Source organism: Aureitalea sp. L0-47 (assembly GCF_026126405.1).
Lineage (GTDB): Bacteria > Bacteroidota > Bacteroidia > Flavobacteriales > Flavobacteriaceae > Pukyongia.
In genome coordinates this window covers 1-14,902 of the sequence record NZ_JAFMTQ010000003.1, presented here as the reverse complement: position 1 = coordinate 14,902, position 14,902 = coordinate 1, and the positions used below count along the sequence as shown (strand labels likewise).

Annotated in this window: 14 protein-coding genes; 6 read left to right on the top strand and 8 right to left on the bottom strand. The window is 43.6% G+C overall.

Features of this window, described 5'->3' with window-relative positions:
* Positions 1-60: 60 nt before the first annotated feature.
* From J1N09_RS04625 to J1N09_RS04615, 3 genes are read right to left on the bottom strand one after another with little or no spacing between them, the layout of a single operon-like run.
* The gene (locus J1N09_RS04625) at positions 61-1,014 is read right to left on the bottom strand and encodes a transketolase family protein (protein ID WP_265198489.1); all 954 of its coding nucleotides are present in this window, start codon (positions 1,012-1,014) and stop codon (positions 61-63) included.
* Complete coding sequence (locus J1N09_RS04620; protein ID WP_265198487.1) at positions 1,011-1,718, bottom strand: hypothetical protein; 708 nt, start codon at positions 1,716-1,718, stop codon at positions 1,011-1,013. Before J1N09_RS04620 ends, J1N09_RS04625 begins: the two co-directional genes overlap by 4 nt.
* Position 1,719: 1 nt before the next feature.
* Positions 1,720-2,565, bottom strand: coding sequence for a transketolase (locus J1N09_RS04615; protein ID WP_265198485.1), 846 nt, complete (start codon positions 2,563-2,565; stop codon positions 1,720-1,722).
* A gap of 209 nt (positions 2,566-2,774) precedes the next feature.
* On the opposite strand from J1N09_RS04615, the gene tgt reads away from it, so the two are divergent.
* The 6 genes from tgt (at position 2,775) to J1N09_RS04585 (ending at position 9,924) form a co-directional block, all read left to right on the top strand.
* A complete protein-coding gene (gene tgt, locus J1N09_RS04610) occupies positions 2,775-3,905 on the top strand; it encodes a tRNA guanosine(34) transglycosylase Tgt (protein ID WP_265198484.1) in 1,131 nt (376 codons plus the stop codon).
* Positions 3,905-4,984 carry an LptF/LptG family permease gene (locus J1N09_RS04605; protein ID WP_265198849.1) on the top strand — a complete coding sequence of 360 codons (1,080 nt, stop codon included), beginning with the start codon at positions 3,905-3,907 and terminating at the stop codon, positions 4,982-4,984. The genes tgt and J1N09_RS04605 overlap by 1 nt, the downstream gene beginning before the upstream one ends.
* The gene (locus J1N09_RS04600; protein ID WP_265198482.1) at positions 4,971-5,873 is read left to right on the top strand and encodes a DMT family transporter; all 903 of its coding nucleotides are present in this window, start codon (positions 4,971-4,973) and stop codon (positions 5,871-5,873) included. Before J1N09_RS04605 ends, J1N09_RS04600 begins: the two co-directional genes overlap by 14 nt.
* A gap of 55 nt (positions 5,874-5,928) precedes the next feature.
* Positions 5,929-6,882, top strand: coding sequence for an acetyl-CoA carboxylase carboxyltransferase subunit alpha (locus J1N09_RS04595; RefSeq protein ID WP_265198481.1), 954 nt, complete (start codon positions 5,929-5,931; stop codon positions 6,880-6,882).
* Between the two features lie 167 nt (positions 6,883-7,049).
* Complete coding sequence (gene dnaB / locus J1N09_RS04590) at positions 7,050-8,603, top strand: replicative DNA helicase (RefSeq protein ID WP_265198480.1); 1,554 nt, start codon at positions 7,050-7,052, stop codon at positions 8,601-8,603.
* A 61-nt stretch (positions 8,604-8,664) separates the two neighbouring features.
* Positions 8,665-9,924, top strand: coding sequence for an asparagine synthetase B (locus tag J1N09_RS04585; protein WP_321160798.1), 1,260 nt, complete (start codon positions 8,665-8,667; stop codon positions 9,922-9,924).
* Position 9,925: 1 nt separating this feature from the next.
* Here J1N09_RS04585 and J1N09_RS04580 read toward each other — a convergent pair whose 3' ends face one another.
* From J1N09_RS04580 to thrS, 5 genes are all read right to left on the bottom strand, one after another.
* On the bottom strand, positions 9,926-10,867 hold the full coding sequence (locus tag J1N09_RS04580) for an OmpA family protein (RefSeq protein ID WP_265198478.1): 942 nt from the start codon (positions 10,865-10,867) through the stop codon (positions 9,926-9,928).
* Between the two features lie 102 nt (positions 10,868-10,969).
* Positions 10,970-11,314 (bottom strand): 50S ribosomal protein L20, encoded by a 345-nt coding sequence (rplT, locus tag J1N09_RS04575; RefSeq protein ID WP_265198477.1) that lies wholly within the window; start codon positions 11,312-11,314, stop codon positions 10,970-10,972.
* A gap of 150 nt (positions 11,315-11,464) precedes the next feature.
* Entirely contained in the window at positions 11,465-11,662 is a 198-nt protein-coding gene (gene rpmI / locus J1N09_RS04570; RefSeq protein WP_265198475.1) for a 50S ribosomal protein L35, read from the bottom strand.
* 79 nt (positions 11,663-11,741) lie between these two features.
* On the bottom strand, positions 11,742-12,254 hold the full coding sequence (gene infC, locus J1N09_RS04565) for a translation initiation factor IF-3 (RefSeq protein ID WP_265198846.1): 513 nt from the start codon (positions 12,252-12,254) through the stop codon (positions 11,742-11,744).
* A 77-nt stretch (positions 12,255-12,331) separates the two neighbouring features.
* Positions 12,332-14,278 (bottom strand): threonine--tRNA ligase, encoded by a 1,947-nt coding sequence (gene thrS / locus J1N09_RS04560; protein ID WP_265198474.1) that lies wholly within the window; start codon positions 14,276-14,278, stop codon positions 12,332-12,334.
* Between the last annotated feature and the right edge of the window lie 624 nt (positions 14,279-14,902).

Genomic DNA, 14,902 nt, shown 5'->3' with positions numbered 1-14,902 from the left:
CGTTTAAGTGAGGCTTTTCCTTTTTAATTACTGAAGGAATACGGTCCTTCACCAAAAGGCTTACTTGCGTCCCATTACTTTCTTAGCCGCTTTATGGATGGCTTTGGCGTTTAGTCCGTATTTCTCCATCAGTTGTGCTGGAGTTCCGGATTCCCCGAAGGTATCTTGAGTTGCCACGAATTCCTGGGGCGTTGGTGTATTTTCTCCTAAAACCCTGGCAACACTTTCGCCAAGACCTCCGTGGTAGTTGTGTTCTTCAGCGGTTACAATACAACCCGTTTTGGCTACACTATTCAGGATAGCTTCTTTATCCAATGGTTTGATAGTATGAATATTGATAACATCTGCCGAGATTCCTTGCTCATGAAGCGAATTGGCAGCTTCCAGGGCTTCCCATACAAGGTGACCGGTTGCCACTATCGTAACATCGTTTCCTTCCTGTAGCTGCACTGCCTTTCCAATCTCGAATACCTGGTCTTCCGGGGTGAAGTTAGCTACCTTGGGCCTCCCGAAACGAAGGTAGACAGGTCCGTGATGCTCTGCAATAGCAATGGTAGCAGCTTTAGTTTGATTGAAATCACAAGTGTTAATCACCGTCATCCCGGGCAACATCTTCATAAGTCCGATATCTTCAAGGATCTGATGTGTTGCTCCGTCCTCACCCAGGGTAAGTCCGGCGTGAGATGCACATATCTTTACATTCTTATGACTGTAAGCGATGCTTTGGCGGATCTGGTCGTAGACTCTTCCGGTTGAGAAATTGGCAAAAGTACCGGTGAAGGGAATCTTACCACCAATGGTCATCCCTGCAGCTATTCCCATCATATTGGCCTCAGCGATCCCTACCTGGAAAAAGCGATCCGGATGGTTCGCTTTGAATTCGTCCATTTTCAGGGATCCGGTGAGATCGGCACAAAGAGCCACAATGTTTTCGTTCTTTTTTCCTAACTCTGTGAGTCCGGCTCCAAAGCCTGAGCGAGTATCTTTCTTACCGGTATCTGTATATTTTTTCATTCTTTTATATTGAATCCGTTGGAGATGTTTATTGATGAATTGATGTCCTTAACTGAAATAGCTTCGAATAAGGTGCCACTAGTAGTATAGGCACCAAGGATAAGCCCGTTGGGAATGTCGAAACTTGCACTGCCTTCGCTTTCGGTCTTGCGCAGCATCAACTCGACAAACTCATTGATTAAGTTTAAATTATTGACTGGCCTGTTGGTATCCATGACCAGGGTGAGTGGTTCTTCAGGTTCATTCTTCGGGTATAGTAAGAAAGTTGGATAGCTGTTGCCTACGAGATTTATTTTATCGCCCGTGGCCTCCGCTATAAGATCCAGATCGCCCTCCAGCGGATCACGTTCAACAGGAATAAAATTCTCTACATTCATCTTCATGAACATGATATTATCTTCAAAATTGAAATGAAAATAGAAAAGCATCTGCTGGGTGTCCAGAACAAAGTTCGCATCCGAATTTGAAAGATCGAAATCAGGATTCTTCAGTACACTCCTTCCGAAATCTTCCCCCAAAAAAGGAATATTTGAATGCAGGTACCTGCCATCCTTAGTGAAACCCACTGTAATAGTGTCTGATGTATTTCGCCTGGGAGCAGGAATAGTATAGGTTACTTCGTAATCCAGGTTCACCGTGAGTTCCTGACCCTTAGCACCAATGGTACACGACAGAATCAGGAAGACAATGAGTAACTTTTTCATCTTAGTAATCTCCAATGGTTTCAGGATTTTGCGCAAGTGCTATTTCCAATTGCTCATCGTTTGGTGCTTTTCCGTGCCATGCGTGGGTGTGCATCATGAAATCCACACCGTTACCCATCACTGTGGTCATTAGAACACAAACGGGCTTGCCTTTACCCGTAAGTTCCTTAGCGCTTTTCATTCCATCGATCACCTGCTGCAGGTCGTTTCCGTTCTCAATTTCAAGGACGGTCCATCCGAAAGCCTCAAACTTGGCTTTAAGGTTACCTAAGGCAAGTACATCATCTGTCGATCCGTCGATCTGCTGTCCATTGTAATCAACGGTCACTATGAGGTTGTCTACTTTGTGAGCCGCCGCATACATGATCGCTTCCCAATTCTGACCTTCCTGTAATTCGCCATCACCGCAAAGCGTGTAAACGAGATGATCGTCATTGTTAAGTTTTTTTGTTGTAGCTGCACCCACAGAAACTGAAATTCCTTGTCCCAGGGAACCTGAGGCAACCCTTATTCCGGGTAAACCTTCATGAGTGGTAGGATGGCCTTGTAATCGTGAATTAATTAAACGGAAGGTATTCAGTTCATCTACCGGGAAGTAGCCCGACCGTGCCAGGACACTGTAAAATACCGGAGATATGTGACCGTTGGATAAGAAGAAGATGTCTTCTTCAGTTCCGTTCATGTCGAATCCTTCTTTTCTGTCCATGATCTCCTGGAACATGGCTACAAAAAACTCGGTACAACCCAATGAACCACCGGGGTGGCCCGAATTTACTTTATGAACTTGTCTTAGTATATCCCTACGTACCTGGATTACTAAGTCGTTTAGATAGGAAATATCCGGCATAATCTTGTTTTTTACAGCTTCAAAAGTAACGCATTCTCAAAGTGGAACAAAGGGCTAAATTGGGCAGTTATTAACGATTTGCCCTAATTAGTTAACATAATTACAACATTCCGAAATCTCTGAAGCTTCTAACAGTATTTTAGGAGGCTAAACCCACAAATCGTATATCTTTGCAGCTCAGCACGGGTTTTGGCCCTTTAAATGCGATTATGCACTTTCAACTGGAAGGAAAAGACGAGAATTCATCTGCGCGTGCGGGTACCATCACACTCGGTCACGGGAAAGTAGAGACACCTATATTCATGCCCGTTGGAACGGTGGGAACCGTAAAAGGAGTGCATCAGCGGGAACTTTCCGAAGATATCAACCCGGACATCATCCTGGGCAATACCTATCATCTTTACCTCAGGCCCCAGATACCCATACTGGAAAAAGCAGGTGGTCTGCATAAATTCATGAACTGGGACCGGAATATCCTAACGGACAGCGGCGGTTACCAGGTATATTCACTCTCAGCAAATAGAAAGATAAAGGAAGAAGGAGTAAAGTTCAAATCGCATATCGACGGAAGCTTTCACTTTTTCACTCCTGAAAATGTCATGGAGATACAGCGTTCGATAGGCGCCGATATCATTATGGCCTTCGATGAATGTACACCCTATCCCTGCGACTACGATTACGCCAAACGATCGATGCGTATGACGCATCGCTGGCTGGATCGTTGCCTGGATCACCTTCAGAAAACACCTTTGAAATACGAGCACGAACAAGCTTTCTTTCCCATAGTACAGGGAAGCACCTATAAGGATTTGAGAAGGCAATCGGCCGAGTATATTTCAAATACTGATGCCTTCGGAAATGCCATTGGCGGGCTATCGGTTGGTGAGCCGGCGGACGAAATGTATGAAATGACGGCGGTAGTAACTGAAATACTTCCGGAAGAGAAACCACGTTACCTTATGGGAGTGGGAACACCTATCAATATTTTGGAGAATATTGCACTGGGTATCGATATGTTCGACTGTGTCATGCCCACCAGGAACGGAAGGAACGGAATGTTATTTACCGCACATGGGACCATTAATATCAAGAACAAAAAGTGGGAAGATGATTTTTCGGCTATAGACGAAATGGATATTACCTGGGTGGACACGGCTTACAGTAAGGCATATTTACGTCACTTATTTACTGTAAACGAAATGCTTGGACGTCAGATCGCAACAATTCACAATCTCGGATTCTACCTGTGGTTGGTAAGAGAGGCGAGAAAGCATATCTTAGCCGGCGACTTCAGATCCTGGAAGGAAACCATGGTGAAACAAATGGACAAACGCTTGTAATGCTTAGCATACTGGACAGGTACATATTGCGCAAATACCTGGGGACCTTCATCCTCTTGTTACTTCTATTCATTCCGATAGGTATTACAGTAAATCTTGCCGAAAAGATAGACAAGATCCTCGCTAACGAGGTGCCATTCATTGAAGTGGCGAAATACTACCTGGATTTTACCGTCTATTTTGCCAACCTGCTATTTCCACTATTCCTGTTCCTTTCGGTGATATGGTTTACATCAAAACTGGCTAACAATACCGAAGTGATCGCCTTTCTGAGTAGTGGTGTGTCCTTCTCAAGGTTCCTGCGACCCTATATTATAGGTGCGACCATAGTATGTCTTGGTGCATTGGTTCTGGGGATGTACCTGGCTCCCATGGCGAGTAAAGGATTCAACGAGTTTACCTATACCTATTTAAAGAAAGGTAAACGAGATCGCAACCAGACTAATGTGTTCAGGCAGATCAATGAAAATGATTATATCTATGTGAGCTATTTCAACGTAAAGGAAAAATCAGGAAATAATTTTACGCTTGAACATATTGAAGGGAATAAGATGGTCTACAAGATCTCTGCAAGTCGGATCAAATTCAATGAAGCAGATAGCACCTATTCTTTATTAAACTATAAGAAACGTACCATCCTCGAGAACGAAGACATCATTGAGAAGAGGAGAAGGGTGGATACCACCTTTACTTTCGAACTGGAAGATCTTACCCCGGTTGAATACATAGCCGAAACATTGAATTTCACAGAACTGAATAAATTCATCAAGAGAGAGAAAGAGCGAGGTTCTTCCTATATCAATCGCTATGAGGTTGTTCAGTACAAAAGGTGGAGTTTACCGGTGTCGGCTTATATCCTCACCGTGATCGCAGTGGCGGTTTCATCCATTAAGAGAAGGGGAGGAATGGGTGTGAATCTTGCCATCGGAATCGCCATTGGTATGGTTTATATCTTCTTCGATAAGATCTTCGGCACTATGGCCGAACAGAGTACGTTTTCTCCTTTCATTGCTACCTGGTTCCCTAATTTTGTATTTGGTATTTTAGCAGTATATCTGTTACGAAATGCAAAACGCTAGGCTTCTCAATTACCTTCACCTTCATGTGATCGTTTTCATTTGGGGATTCACTGCTGTCCTGGGAGCGCTGATATCCATTGAAGCCATTCCCCTCGTTTGGTACCGCATGTTGTTGGCAACAGGTTTTATTTTGCTCTTTCTCCTGTTGTGGAAAGTAGATTTAAAACACACCCGAAAGGCCCTGGCTGGTTTCTTTATCGCAGGTTTGCTCATTGCATTGCACTGGTTGGCTTTCTTTGGCGCTATCAAAATTTCGAACGTTTCCGTTACCCTGGCGGTGATGTCTACAGGTGCTTTTTTCACATCCTTCCTGGAACCTCTTTACTATCGACGAAGGATCAATGGATATGAGGTACTTTTCGGAATCCTGGTGGTTATAGGACTCTATATCATCTTTCAATTCGAGACAGCTTATGTGAACGGAATTCTTCTGGCGTTGTGTTCTTCTTTTTTAGGTTCGCTGTTTTCGGTGATCAACGGGAAGATGGCAAAGCGACATAAAGCCTCGGTCATATCGTTTTACGAACTGCTTTTCGGTGTGATGTGCATTACAATTTACCTGATGTTCAATGGTAGTTTTACTTCGGAATTTTTTCAGCTGAATAAAAACGACTGGATATACCTGATCATTCTCGCTTCGGTGTGCACGGCCTATGCATTCATAGCCTCGATCCACGTAATGAAATGGCTTAGCCCTTACACCGTTATGCTCACCATCAACCTGGAACCTCTTTACGGAATCATTCTCGCTTTGCTTATCCTGGGAGATTCGGAGAATATGAGTCCGCAATTCTACTATGGAGCACTTATCATATTGGTTACGGTGATCATAAACGGAATCATGAAAACCAGGCGCACTATAAAAAGTAAAGGAGGGAGGGCTAACTAAATTCAAAGTTTTATCTTTGTGAGCTAAGCCAACTAAATTCAGCAAACCTTTAATTATGGAATATCTTGAGTTTGAATTACCTATCAAGGAGCTACAGGAACAATACGAAAAAGCCTGCAAGATTGGTGAAGAGAGTGATGTAGATGTAAGCAATACCTGTAAGCAAATAGAACTTAAGCTGGAAGAAACTAAAAAGGAGATTTATAAGAACCTAACTCCCTGGCAGCGTGTCCAGCTTTCCCGTCATCCTAACCGTCCCTATACTTTGGATTATATAAAAGCCATCTGTGGGGATTCTTTTTTGGAACTGCACGGTGACCGCAGTTTTAAAGACGATAAGGCGATGATCGGCGGACTGGGAAAGATTGGTGACCAGAGCTATATGTTCATAGGTCAGCAAAAAGGATTCAATACCAAGACCCGACAGTATAGAAACTTCGGAATGGCCAACCCCGAAGGTTATCGCAAAGCATTGCGCCTTATGAAAATGGCCGAAAAATTTGGTGTGCCGGTGGTGACCCTCATCGATACTCCGGGTGCATATCCCGGCCTGGAAGCCGAAGAAAGGGGACAGGGCGAGGCAATTGCAAGGAATATCATGGAAATGACCCGTTTGAAAGTTCCTATCATCGTGGTCATCATAGGTGAAGGAGCCAGTGGAGGTGCACTGGGGATAGGAGTAGGTGATAAAGTGCTAATGCTTGAAAACACCTGGTACTCGGTAATCTCCCCCGAAAGCTGCTCGTCCATCCTCTGGCGTAGCTGGGAGTATAAGGAACAAGCAGCAGAAGCCCTCAAGCTAACTGCCGCCGATATGAAGAAACAAAAGCTCATCGATCAGATTGTAAAAGAACCTCTTGGAGGAGCACATAGCGATAAGGAAAAAACATATCTCATAGTAGCCAATGCAATCGAAAAGGCATTTCGAGGTCTTGAGAATTTATCCCCAAAGGAATTGGTGGAAAATCGTATGAAAAAATATTCTGAAATGGGAGTCCATAAAGGCTAAATTCAGCAATAACAACCCTTTAGAAAATCCGAAGTTTCTGCTTCGGATTTTTTTGTAACTTATTAACAATAAATCTGAGTTATGAACAGTTCAATTGTTAATGAATGGTGAATACTAGAACCTACCGAAATTACTGCTTGTCTTAACATTTTATTTACATTCGCTCAATGGAAAAACTGAAACCTCACTCAACGTATCCTTCACGGTCGTCCCAGGTTATTTCTTTGGAAAAAGGAAAATTACCTCCGCAAGCGGTTGATTTAGAGGAAGTTGTGTTAGGGGCAATGATGATCGACAAAAAAGGTGTCGATGAGGTCATTGATATCCTCAACGCCGAGGTCTTCTACAAAGAGTCACATCAACACATCTTTGAAGCCATCCACATGCTCTTTGAAAACAGTGAGCCAGTGGACTTATTAACCGTTTCGGCCCAATTGAAGAAGAATGCTAAGCTGGACGCGGCTGGAGGGGAGTTTTACCTGGTACAATTAACGCAAAAAGTGTCCTCTTCGGCACACATTGAATTCCATGCGAGAATAATCCTTCAAAAATTCATTCAACGCAGCCTCATCAAGATATCAAACGAGATCATCGAGGACTCTTACGACGAAACCACCGACGTGTTCGATTTACTCGACAATGCGGAGTCGAAATTGTACGAAATCACACAGGGAAATATCAAACGATCTTCGGAAACTGCACAAAGTTTAGTTATCCAGGCCAAGAAGCGAATTGAGGAAATTGCAAATCGTGAAGGATTATCAGGTGTTCCCTCAGGATTCACAAAGGTGGACAAACTAACATCAGGTTGGCAGCCCAGTGACCTTATTATTATTGCAGCTCGACCGGGTATGGGTAAAACAGCACTTACCTTGTCAATGGCTCGAAATATAGCTGTGGAGCACAATATACCCGTGGCCTTCTTCTCACTGGAAATGTCATCGGTTCAGTTGATCACACGATTGATTTCTTCTGAAACAGGCCTTAATTCAGAAAAGCTAAGAACAGGGAACCTTGCCAAACACGAATGGGAACAGCTCAACGTGAAAGTAAAGGGACTTGAAAAAGCACCTCTCTTCATCGATGATACACCATCACTTTCAATTTTTGACCTAAGGGCCAAGGCGAGACGTCTATCCTCTCAGCATGGTATTCAGTTGATCATTGTGGATTACCTTCAACTAATGACTGCCGGAGGCAGCATGAAAGGGGGAAACAGGGAGCAAGAAATCTCAACGATCTCCAGAAACCTGAAGGCACTTGCAAAAGAATTGAACGTACCGGTTATAGCACTTTCTCAGCTGTCCAGAGCCGTGGAAACAAGAGGGGGTAGTAAGCGTCCATTGTTGAGTGATCTGCGTGAGTCCGGGGCGATTGAACAGGATGCAGATATAGTATCCTTCATCTACCGTCCAGAATACTACAAAATAGACGAATGGGACGACGAAGACCGAACTCCTACGGCAGGTCAGGCAGAATTCATAGTTTCCAAGCATCGTAATGGTGGGCTGGATGAGATCCGACTCAAGTTCATCGGTCACCTCGGTAGGTTTGAGAACCTCGAGACTTTCGACTTCCCAACCGAGATCCATTCAAGGATGAATGACGCAGCTAATGATGACACCTTTAAGACCGATCATTTCCCATCGGCCGATGAGGCCTTCGGAAGCAGTATGAACGATGATCTATCTCCGGACGACGACAACGACGTGCCGTTCTAATTGCCGGTTATATATTTCTTAAAATTCAATTTGGAACAAATTTTGTCGTTATCTTAGCATGATGACGCGATTATTCACCCTTTTTATACTACTTATGTCCTTCGGACAGCTCTCTGCTTCTTATATCCTGATTCCCATGGATGCGGAAGGCCAGAAAGAACACCTCAAAGCATACGGAATTACCTACTGGACTCTCGAACGCCAGCAAAAAGTGAAGTGGCTCCTCAATTACAGAGGTGGCTCCTTTCTTCTACCGGATGCTGAAGAGATTCGGAAGGAGTGCCAGATCAGGGGAGTCTTGTATGAGGTATTGTCAGATTCGAAAGCAGAACAGATACTCGAAGAGATAAGCAGCCCATCACAAAATATGGAGGCCGTGGTATTGGAAAAAGCACCGCGCATCGCGGTGTATTCACCAAAGGGAAATCAACCCTGGGATGATGCCGTTACCATGGTACTAACCTACGCCGAGATTCCATATACGGTTGTATACGATGAGGAAGTTTTAGGCGATCAGTTACTTCTCTTCGATTGGTTACACTTGCACCACGAAGATTTTACGGGTCAGTATGGGAAGTTCTATCGCGCCTATCGCTCTGCACCCTGGTATATTGAAGAAAAACGCAAAGCAGAAGCCCTTGCCACTAAACTAGGATATAGCAAAGTTTCCGAAGCTAAGCGCGATGTATCTCTGAAGATCAGGGACTACGTTATTGGCGGTGGATTCATGTTCGCCATGTGCAGTGCCACAGATAGTTTTGATATTGCCCTGGCGGCTGAAGGCGTAGATATCTGCGAACCTATGTTCGATGGGGACCCAAGCGAACCCGGATATCAGGGGAAAATAGATTTCAATAAAACTTTTGCGTTCAAAGATTTTACCCTCGAAAGGAGTCCGATGGTCTATGAGTTTTCTTCTATCGACATGACTCGCGACAGGCGAATAATTAAGGAGACCGACTATTTCTCATTGATGGATTACTCTGCCAAATGGGATCCGATTCCATGCATGCTTGTGCAGAATCATACCTCCCTGGTAAAAGGCTTTATGGGACAGACTACCTCTTATAGAAGAAGCACAGTAAAGTCGAATGTCCTCGTGATGGGTGAGACCAAAACAAATGGCGAGGCCAGATACATTCACGGTATCAAGGGTAAGGGTTTCTTTACCTTTTATGGAGGTCATGATCCCGAGGATTATCAGCACAGGGTAGGGGACGCCAAAACCGAATTAGCGCTGCACCCCACATCTCCGGGGTATAGACTGATCCTAAATAACGTGCTCTTCCCGGCAGCCAAGAAGAAGAAGCAAAAGACCTGATCTATTCTTCAGTGAACGATTCAAAATAATCCCTGGGCGGAAGCACCATAATTTCTACACGCCTGTTTATTTGTTTGTTTTCGTCCGAGTTGTTTTCTACTCTGGGTTTTGATTCACCAAATGCTCGGATTTCAAAATGATAGTCTCCTACATACGCCAGCATCTTTTCGAGTTTTTTATGGACCGATTTACACCTGTTCTCAGATAATTCAAGGTTGTACTCTTCTTCACCATCATTGTCGGTATGGCCTTCAATTAGTATGGTTCCTTTTTCCACCACACGAATGGCTTGTACCAGTGAATCCAGGGTTTTCCTTGCGGACGACTTTAGTTTGTATTCATCTACATCGAAAAGAACATCGGCATTTACTGAAATTTTTAGTACGCTATTGATTGCAGCTATGGCATCGATATCCGCCCCGGCACTTTTACCGGCACACTCGTCTTTCAAGTCCCTGATTCTTACATAATAAAATATCTTATTTGGGTCTATATTACTGTTGGAGAGGTCTATTTTCGAAGTTCCACCATTGGTAGCACCAGCGCTATACCATATCATACCGTCTTCACTCACCTCAATTGAGGCACGTTCACGGGCAGGTCCTACTTCAAAAATGGCCAGGTCGGGACCAAGTAGATCCATAAATCCATTGTTATTGAATTTCAGCACTAATGAGCCCTTGCAGCCCAGCGACACAAAATCGGGGCTTTTATACCCTTTGTAGTTTGGCCGGTTCAAAGCCTGGGTACTATCCCTAAAAATGCTAAGTGGCCTGGGAAAACCCATGTGAAATGCTACTACGGAATCGGCAAAAGACACTTTGCCCAATGGGAGGTGAATACGATGTCCATCGCTTCCGGTGTAGTTGAACCTGGGTTCAGGCTGGGCGAAGCAGTTTGCCGCCAGGAGGATCAAGACGATATGGAAAAACCTGAAATACAAAAGATTACACTATTTCACGAATGTACAAATTTCTGTTTTCTCTTAATGAAAATAAAAAACCCGCTCATTGAGCGGGTTTTTCCGAAGTAATATGTTAAAATCTTATTTTACTTTGTCTACAATAGCTTTGAAAGCTTCCGGGTGATTCATAGCCAGGTCGGCAAGAACCTTGCGGTTCAATTCGATGTCATTGGCTTTGAGTTTCCCTATAAACTGAGAATAAGACATTCCGTGCTGACGTGCCCCCGCATTGATACGGGTGATCCATAGGGATCTGAAATTTCTCTTTTTTGTACGGCGGTCGCGATATGAATACAACATGGCTTTTTCCACGGCATTCTTAGCAACTGTCCAAACGTTTTTACGTCTTCCAAAGTAACCTTTGGCGTGCTTCATCACCTTTTTTCTTCGGGCTCTGGAAGCAACTGAATTTACTGATCTTGGCATAATTTAATTTTTTTTGTAGCAGGCGGTTTCAGTGATGAGTTTTTAGTGTTAAGTTTTAAATATTCATCAACTTAAAACTTAGAACTCAAAACTTAAAACTCTTTACGGGCCATACTCCAGGGTTTTTAAAATAGTTTAACCGGTTAAGGATTACTTCAAACGAAGCATCTGCTTAACATTGTCCTCATCATGTTTATGCACCGTAGTGTCATGAGTGAGGGCTAGCTTGCGTTTTTTCGACTTCTTTGTTAAGATGTGACTTTTGAACGCATGCTTTCTTTTGATTTTACCAGTACCTGTTAGCTTAAATCGCTTCTTGGCACTGGATTTTGTTTTTTGTTTCGGCATGTTTCCTATGTTTTATATTACTTCATTAATCTTTCCCTGAACGCTCATTTTCCTATTGGTCCCTGAGCATGTTGAAGGGTTATTTCTTTTTAGGCGCGATGAACATTGTCATTCGCTTTCCTTCCAGTCTTGGCATTTGCTCTACCTTTCCGTAGTCTTCCAGTTCCTGGGCAAGTCGGAGTAACAATATCTCCCCCTTGTCTTTATATATGATCGATCGCCCCTTAAAGAACACATAGGCCTTTAGCTTGGCTCCGTCCTTCAAGAATTTCTCGGCATGCTTCTTTTTAAACTCATAGTCGTGATCATCTGTGTTGGGTCCGAAACGGATCTCCTTGATTACCACTTTAGAGGCTTTCGCCTTTAGCGCTTTCTCACGCTTTTTCTGTTCGTAAACGAACTTTTTGTAATCCATCACCTTACAAACAGGTGGGGTTGCTTTCGGTGAGATCTCTACCAGGTCTAAACCTTGTTCCTCGGCTATTTTAAGTGCCTGTTGTCTGGAATAGATTCCTACCTCTACATTATCTCCAACCACACGGAGTTCCTCCGCACGGATTTTGTCATTGATCCGGTGTAGATCTTTTTTAATGACCCTTGCCGGGCCTCTGCTTCTTTTTCTTCGTATTGCTATAACTAAGTATTTATAAATCCGTCAATGCGGATCTGTTAAACATTAAATTCGACACTATTCTTTTCAATTTCCGAATTAATCATTTCGGAAAATTCTTCAACGCTCATCGTGCCTATGTCGCCTTCGCTATGTTTCCTTACAGAAACCGTACCATCATTTTCTTCCTGTTCACCAACGATAAGCATATAAGGTATTTTGCTCATCTCCGCCTCACGGATCTTCTTTCCGATGGTCTCGTTGCGATTGTCAACAAGGGCGCGAATTTCGTTATTTTCTAACAAATTTAAAACTTTTTGAGCGTAATTCTCATATTTTTCACTGAGAGACAGTATACTAACTTGCTCGGGCATGAGCCACAACGGGAAATTACCTCCTGTATGTTCCAGCAGTATGGCGACAAAACGCTCCATACTTCCAAACGGTGCCCTGTGAATCATAACCGGTTGGTGGAGTTCATTGTCACTGCCCTTATAGGTTAGTTCAAAGCGTTCCGGTAAGGTATAATCCACCTGTATAGTTCCCAATTGCCAGCTTCTCCCAAGAGCATCCCGCACCATGAAGTCAAGCTTAGGTCCGTAAAAGGCTGCTTCTCCTGTTTCTATTACAAAATCAAGCCCCTTATCCGTAACTGCACTTACTATCGCTTGCTCGGCCTTTTCCCATACTTCAGGATCTCCAATATATTTCTCGGGCTTTTCAGGATCCCTTAAAGAAACCTGGGTAGTGAAGTCTTCAAATCCTAACGAACCAAATACATACAACACAAGGTCGATCACCTTTTTGAATTCCTCATCCAATTGATCAGGAGTACAGAAAATGTGGGCATCGTCCTGTGTGAAACCGCGTACGCGGGTTAGGCCGTGAAGTTCTCCACTTTGTTCGTATCTGTAAACGGTTCCGAATTCAGCAAAACGCTTTGGCAGGTCTTTGTAAGACCATGGCTTGCTTTTGTATATCTCACAGTGGTGTGGACAGTTCATCGGCTTCAACAAAAACTCTTCATCCTCATTGGGAGTCTTGATAGGTTGAAAGCTGTCTTCACCGTACTTGGCATAATGACCGGAGGTAACATATAATTCCTTCTGTCCGATATGTGGCGAAACCACCATTTCATAACCGGCTTTCTTTTGAGCTTTCTTTAGGAAATTCTCCAGTCGTTCTCTAAGAGCAGCTCCTTTTGGCAACCACAAAGGAAGACCTTGCCCCACCTTTTGAGAAAAGGTAAATAAATCCAGTTCTTTGCCTAGCTTTCTGTGGTCTCGTTTTTTAGCTTCTTCGAGAAGCTCAAGGTATTCTTTCAGTTCCTTTTGCTTCGGAAACGATATGCCGTAAACACGAGTTAGTTGCGGATTGTTCTCATCACCTCTCCAATAGGCTCCGGCGATACTCATCAGCTTCACCGCCTTTACGATGCCTGTGTTTGGGATATGTCCTCCTCGGCAGAGGTCCGTAAACGTATCGTGATCGCAAAAAGTAATGGTGCCATCCTCCAGGTTTTCAATCAGCTCCACCTTGTATTCGTTCTCCTGGTCGCGATAGAATTGCAAAGCTTCTTCCTTACTTACGGATCGCATTTTAAAATCATGCTTTCCACGAGCGATCTCCAGCATCTTGTTCTCTACGGCTGGTAGATCTTTTTCAGAAATAGTATGGCCATTGAGGTCAATGTCGTAGTAAAACCCATGCTCGATGGGTGGTCCTATCGTTAATTTGATGCCCGGATACATTTCTTCCAGCGCCTGTGCCATAATATGGGAAGTGGAATGCCAAAAGGCTTCTTTGCCCGCATCATCGCGCCAGGTGTATAGCACCAGGGATCCGTCTGTGTTGAGTGGGGTAGAGGTCTCGACCTTTTCGTTGTTGAACGATGCCGAAATTACATTTCGTGCCAGCCCCTCACTTATGCTCTTAGCCACATCCATGGGAGTAGTTCCGGCCTCCACTTGTTTTACACTTCCATCTGGTAGCGTGATCCCAATCATATCTTATTAATTTAAGGGCCAAAGATACTACGGTTTTCGGCTATAAACAATAAGGTCTTATGGTATTATTTTTCTTTGGGCGTTACCCCTGTAGGAGAGCAGAGCACCCTACATGGGTCGGGCTTTGCGCTTTATCTCTCCATAGCTCTGTGAGCGAAGGAGAGGATGTCGCTTCAATCCCTAACGCGGAGATCGAACCTAATAGAGTAGATATATAGGTAAAGATTTGTTGTAAAATATTTCCTGGAGTAATTTGAGAAGTATCAAATACTTAGATAAGCAGCACGAAACTTTTTCGAAATTTTATCTCTGAATCACTTGTGGGAAATAAAATGGACTGTATATTTGCATCCGCTTTCACGAGCGACATAAGTTCTTAAAAACGGGGAAATTCTAAAGTCTTCATTTTTATTTTGAAATTAATTTTCAAATCCTTGTTGGGATTAAAAAATGTTGTATATTTGCACCCGCTAAAAACGGCTGATTTGAATGTTGGCTGTTTTTTTGAGTTAAGAAAAGACGCCTCGAAAAGGGGTACGTTCATTGAGATATTGAAATTGACAGCGTATATGGGATTGGGACGGAAACGTCTTGATTCTATATCGAAATGACTAAACTAAGTAG

Coding starts and splice junctions, on each gene's coding strand:
- rpmI (WP_265198475.1), bottom strand. CDS start 11,662: ATGCCGAAACAAAAAACAAAATCCAGTGCCAAGAAGCGATTTAAGCTA.
- J1N09_RS04595 (WP_265198481.1), top strand. CDS start 5,929: ATGGAATATCTTGAGTTTGAATTACCTATCAAGGAGCTACAGGAACAA.
- dnaB (WP_265198480.1), top strand. CDS start 7,050: ATGGAAAAACTGAAACCTCACTCAACGTATCCTTCACGGTCGTCCCAG.
- J1N09_RS04625 (WP_265198489.1), bottom strand. CDS start 1,014: ATGAAAAAATATACAGATACCGGTAAGAAAGATACTCGCTCAGGCTTT.
- J1N09_RS04600 (WP_265198482.1), top strand. CDS start 4,971: ATGCAAAACGCTAGGCTTCTCAATTACCTTCACCTTCATGTGATCGTT.
- thrS (WP_265198474.1), bottom strand. CDS start 14,278: ATGATTGGGATCACGCTACCAGATGGAAGTGTAAAACAAGTGGAGGCC.
- J1N09_RS04605 (WP_265198849.1), top strand. CDS start 3,905: ATGCTTAGCATACTGGACAGGTACATATTGCGCAAATACCTGGGGACC.
- J1N09_RS04615 (WP_265198485.1), bottom strand. CDS start 2,565: ATGCCGGATATTTCCTATCTAAACGACTTAGTAATCCAGGTACGTAGG.
- J1N09_RS04620 (WP_265198487.1), bottom strand. CDS start 1,718: ATGAAAAAGTTACTCATTGTCTTCCTGATTCTGTCGTGTACCATTGGT.
- rplT (WP_265198477.1), bottom strand. CDS start 11,314: ATGCCAAGATCAGTAAATTCAGTTGCTTCCAGAGCCCGAAGAAAAAAG.
- J1N09_RS04585 (WP_321160798.1), top strand. CDS start 8,665: ATGACGCGATTATTCACCCTTTTTATACTACTTATGTCCTTCGGACAG.
- tgt (WP_265198484.1), top strand. CDS start 2,775: ATGCACTTTCAACTGGAAGGAAAAGACGAGAATTCATCTGCGCGTGCG.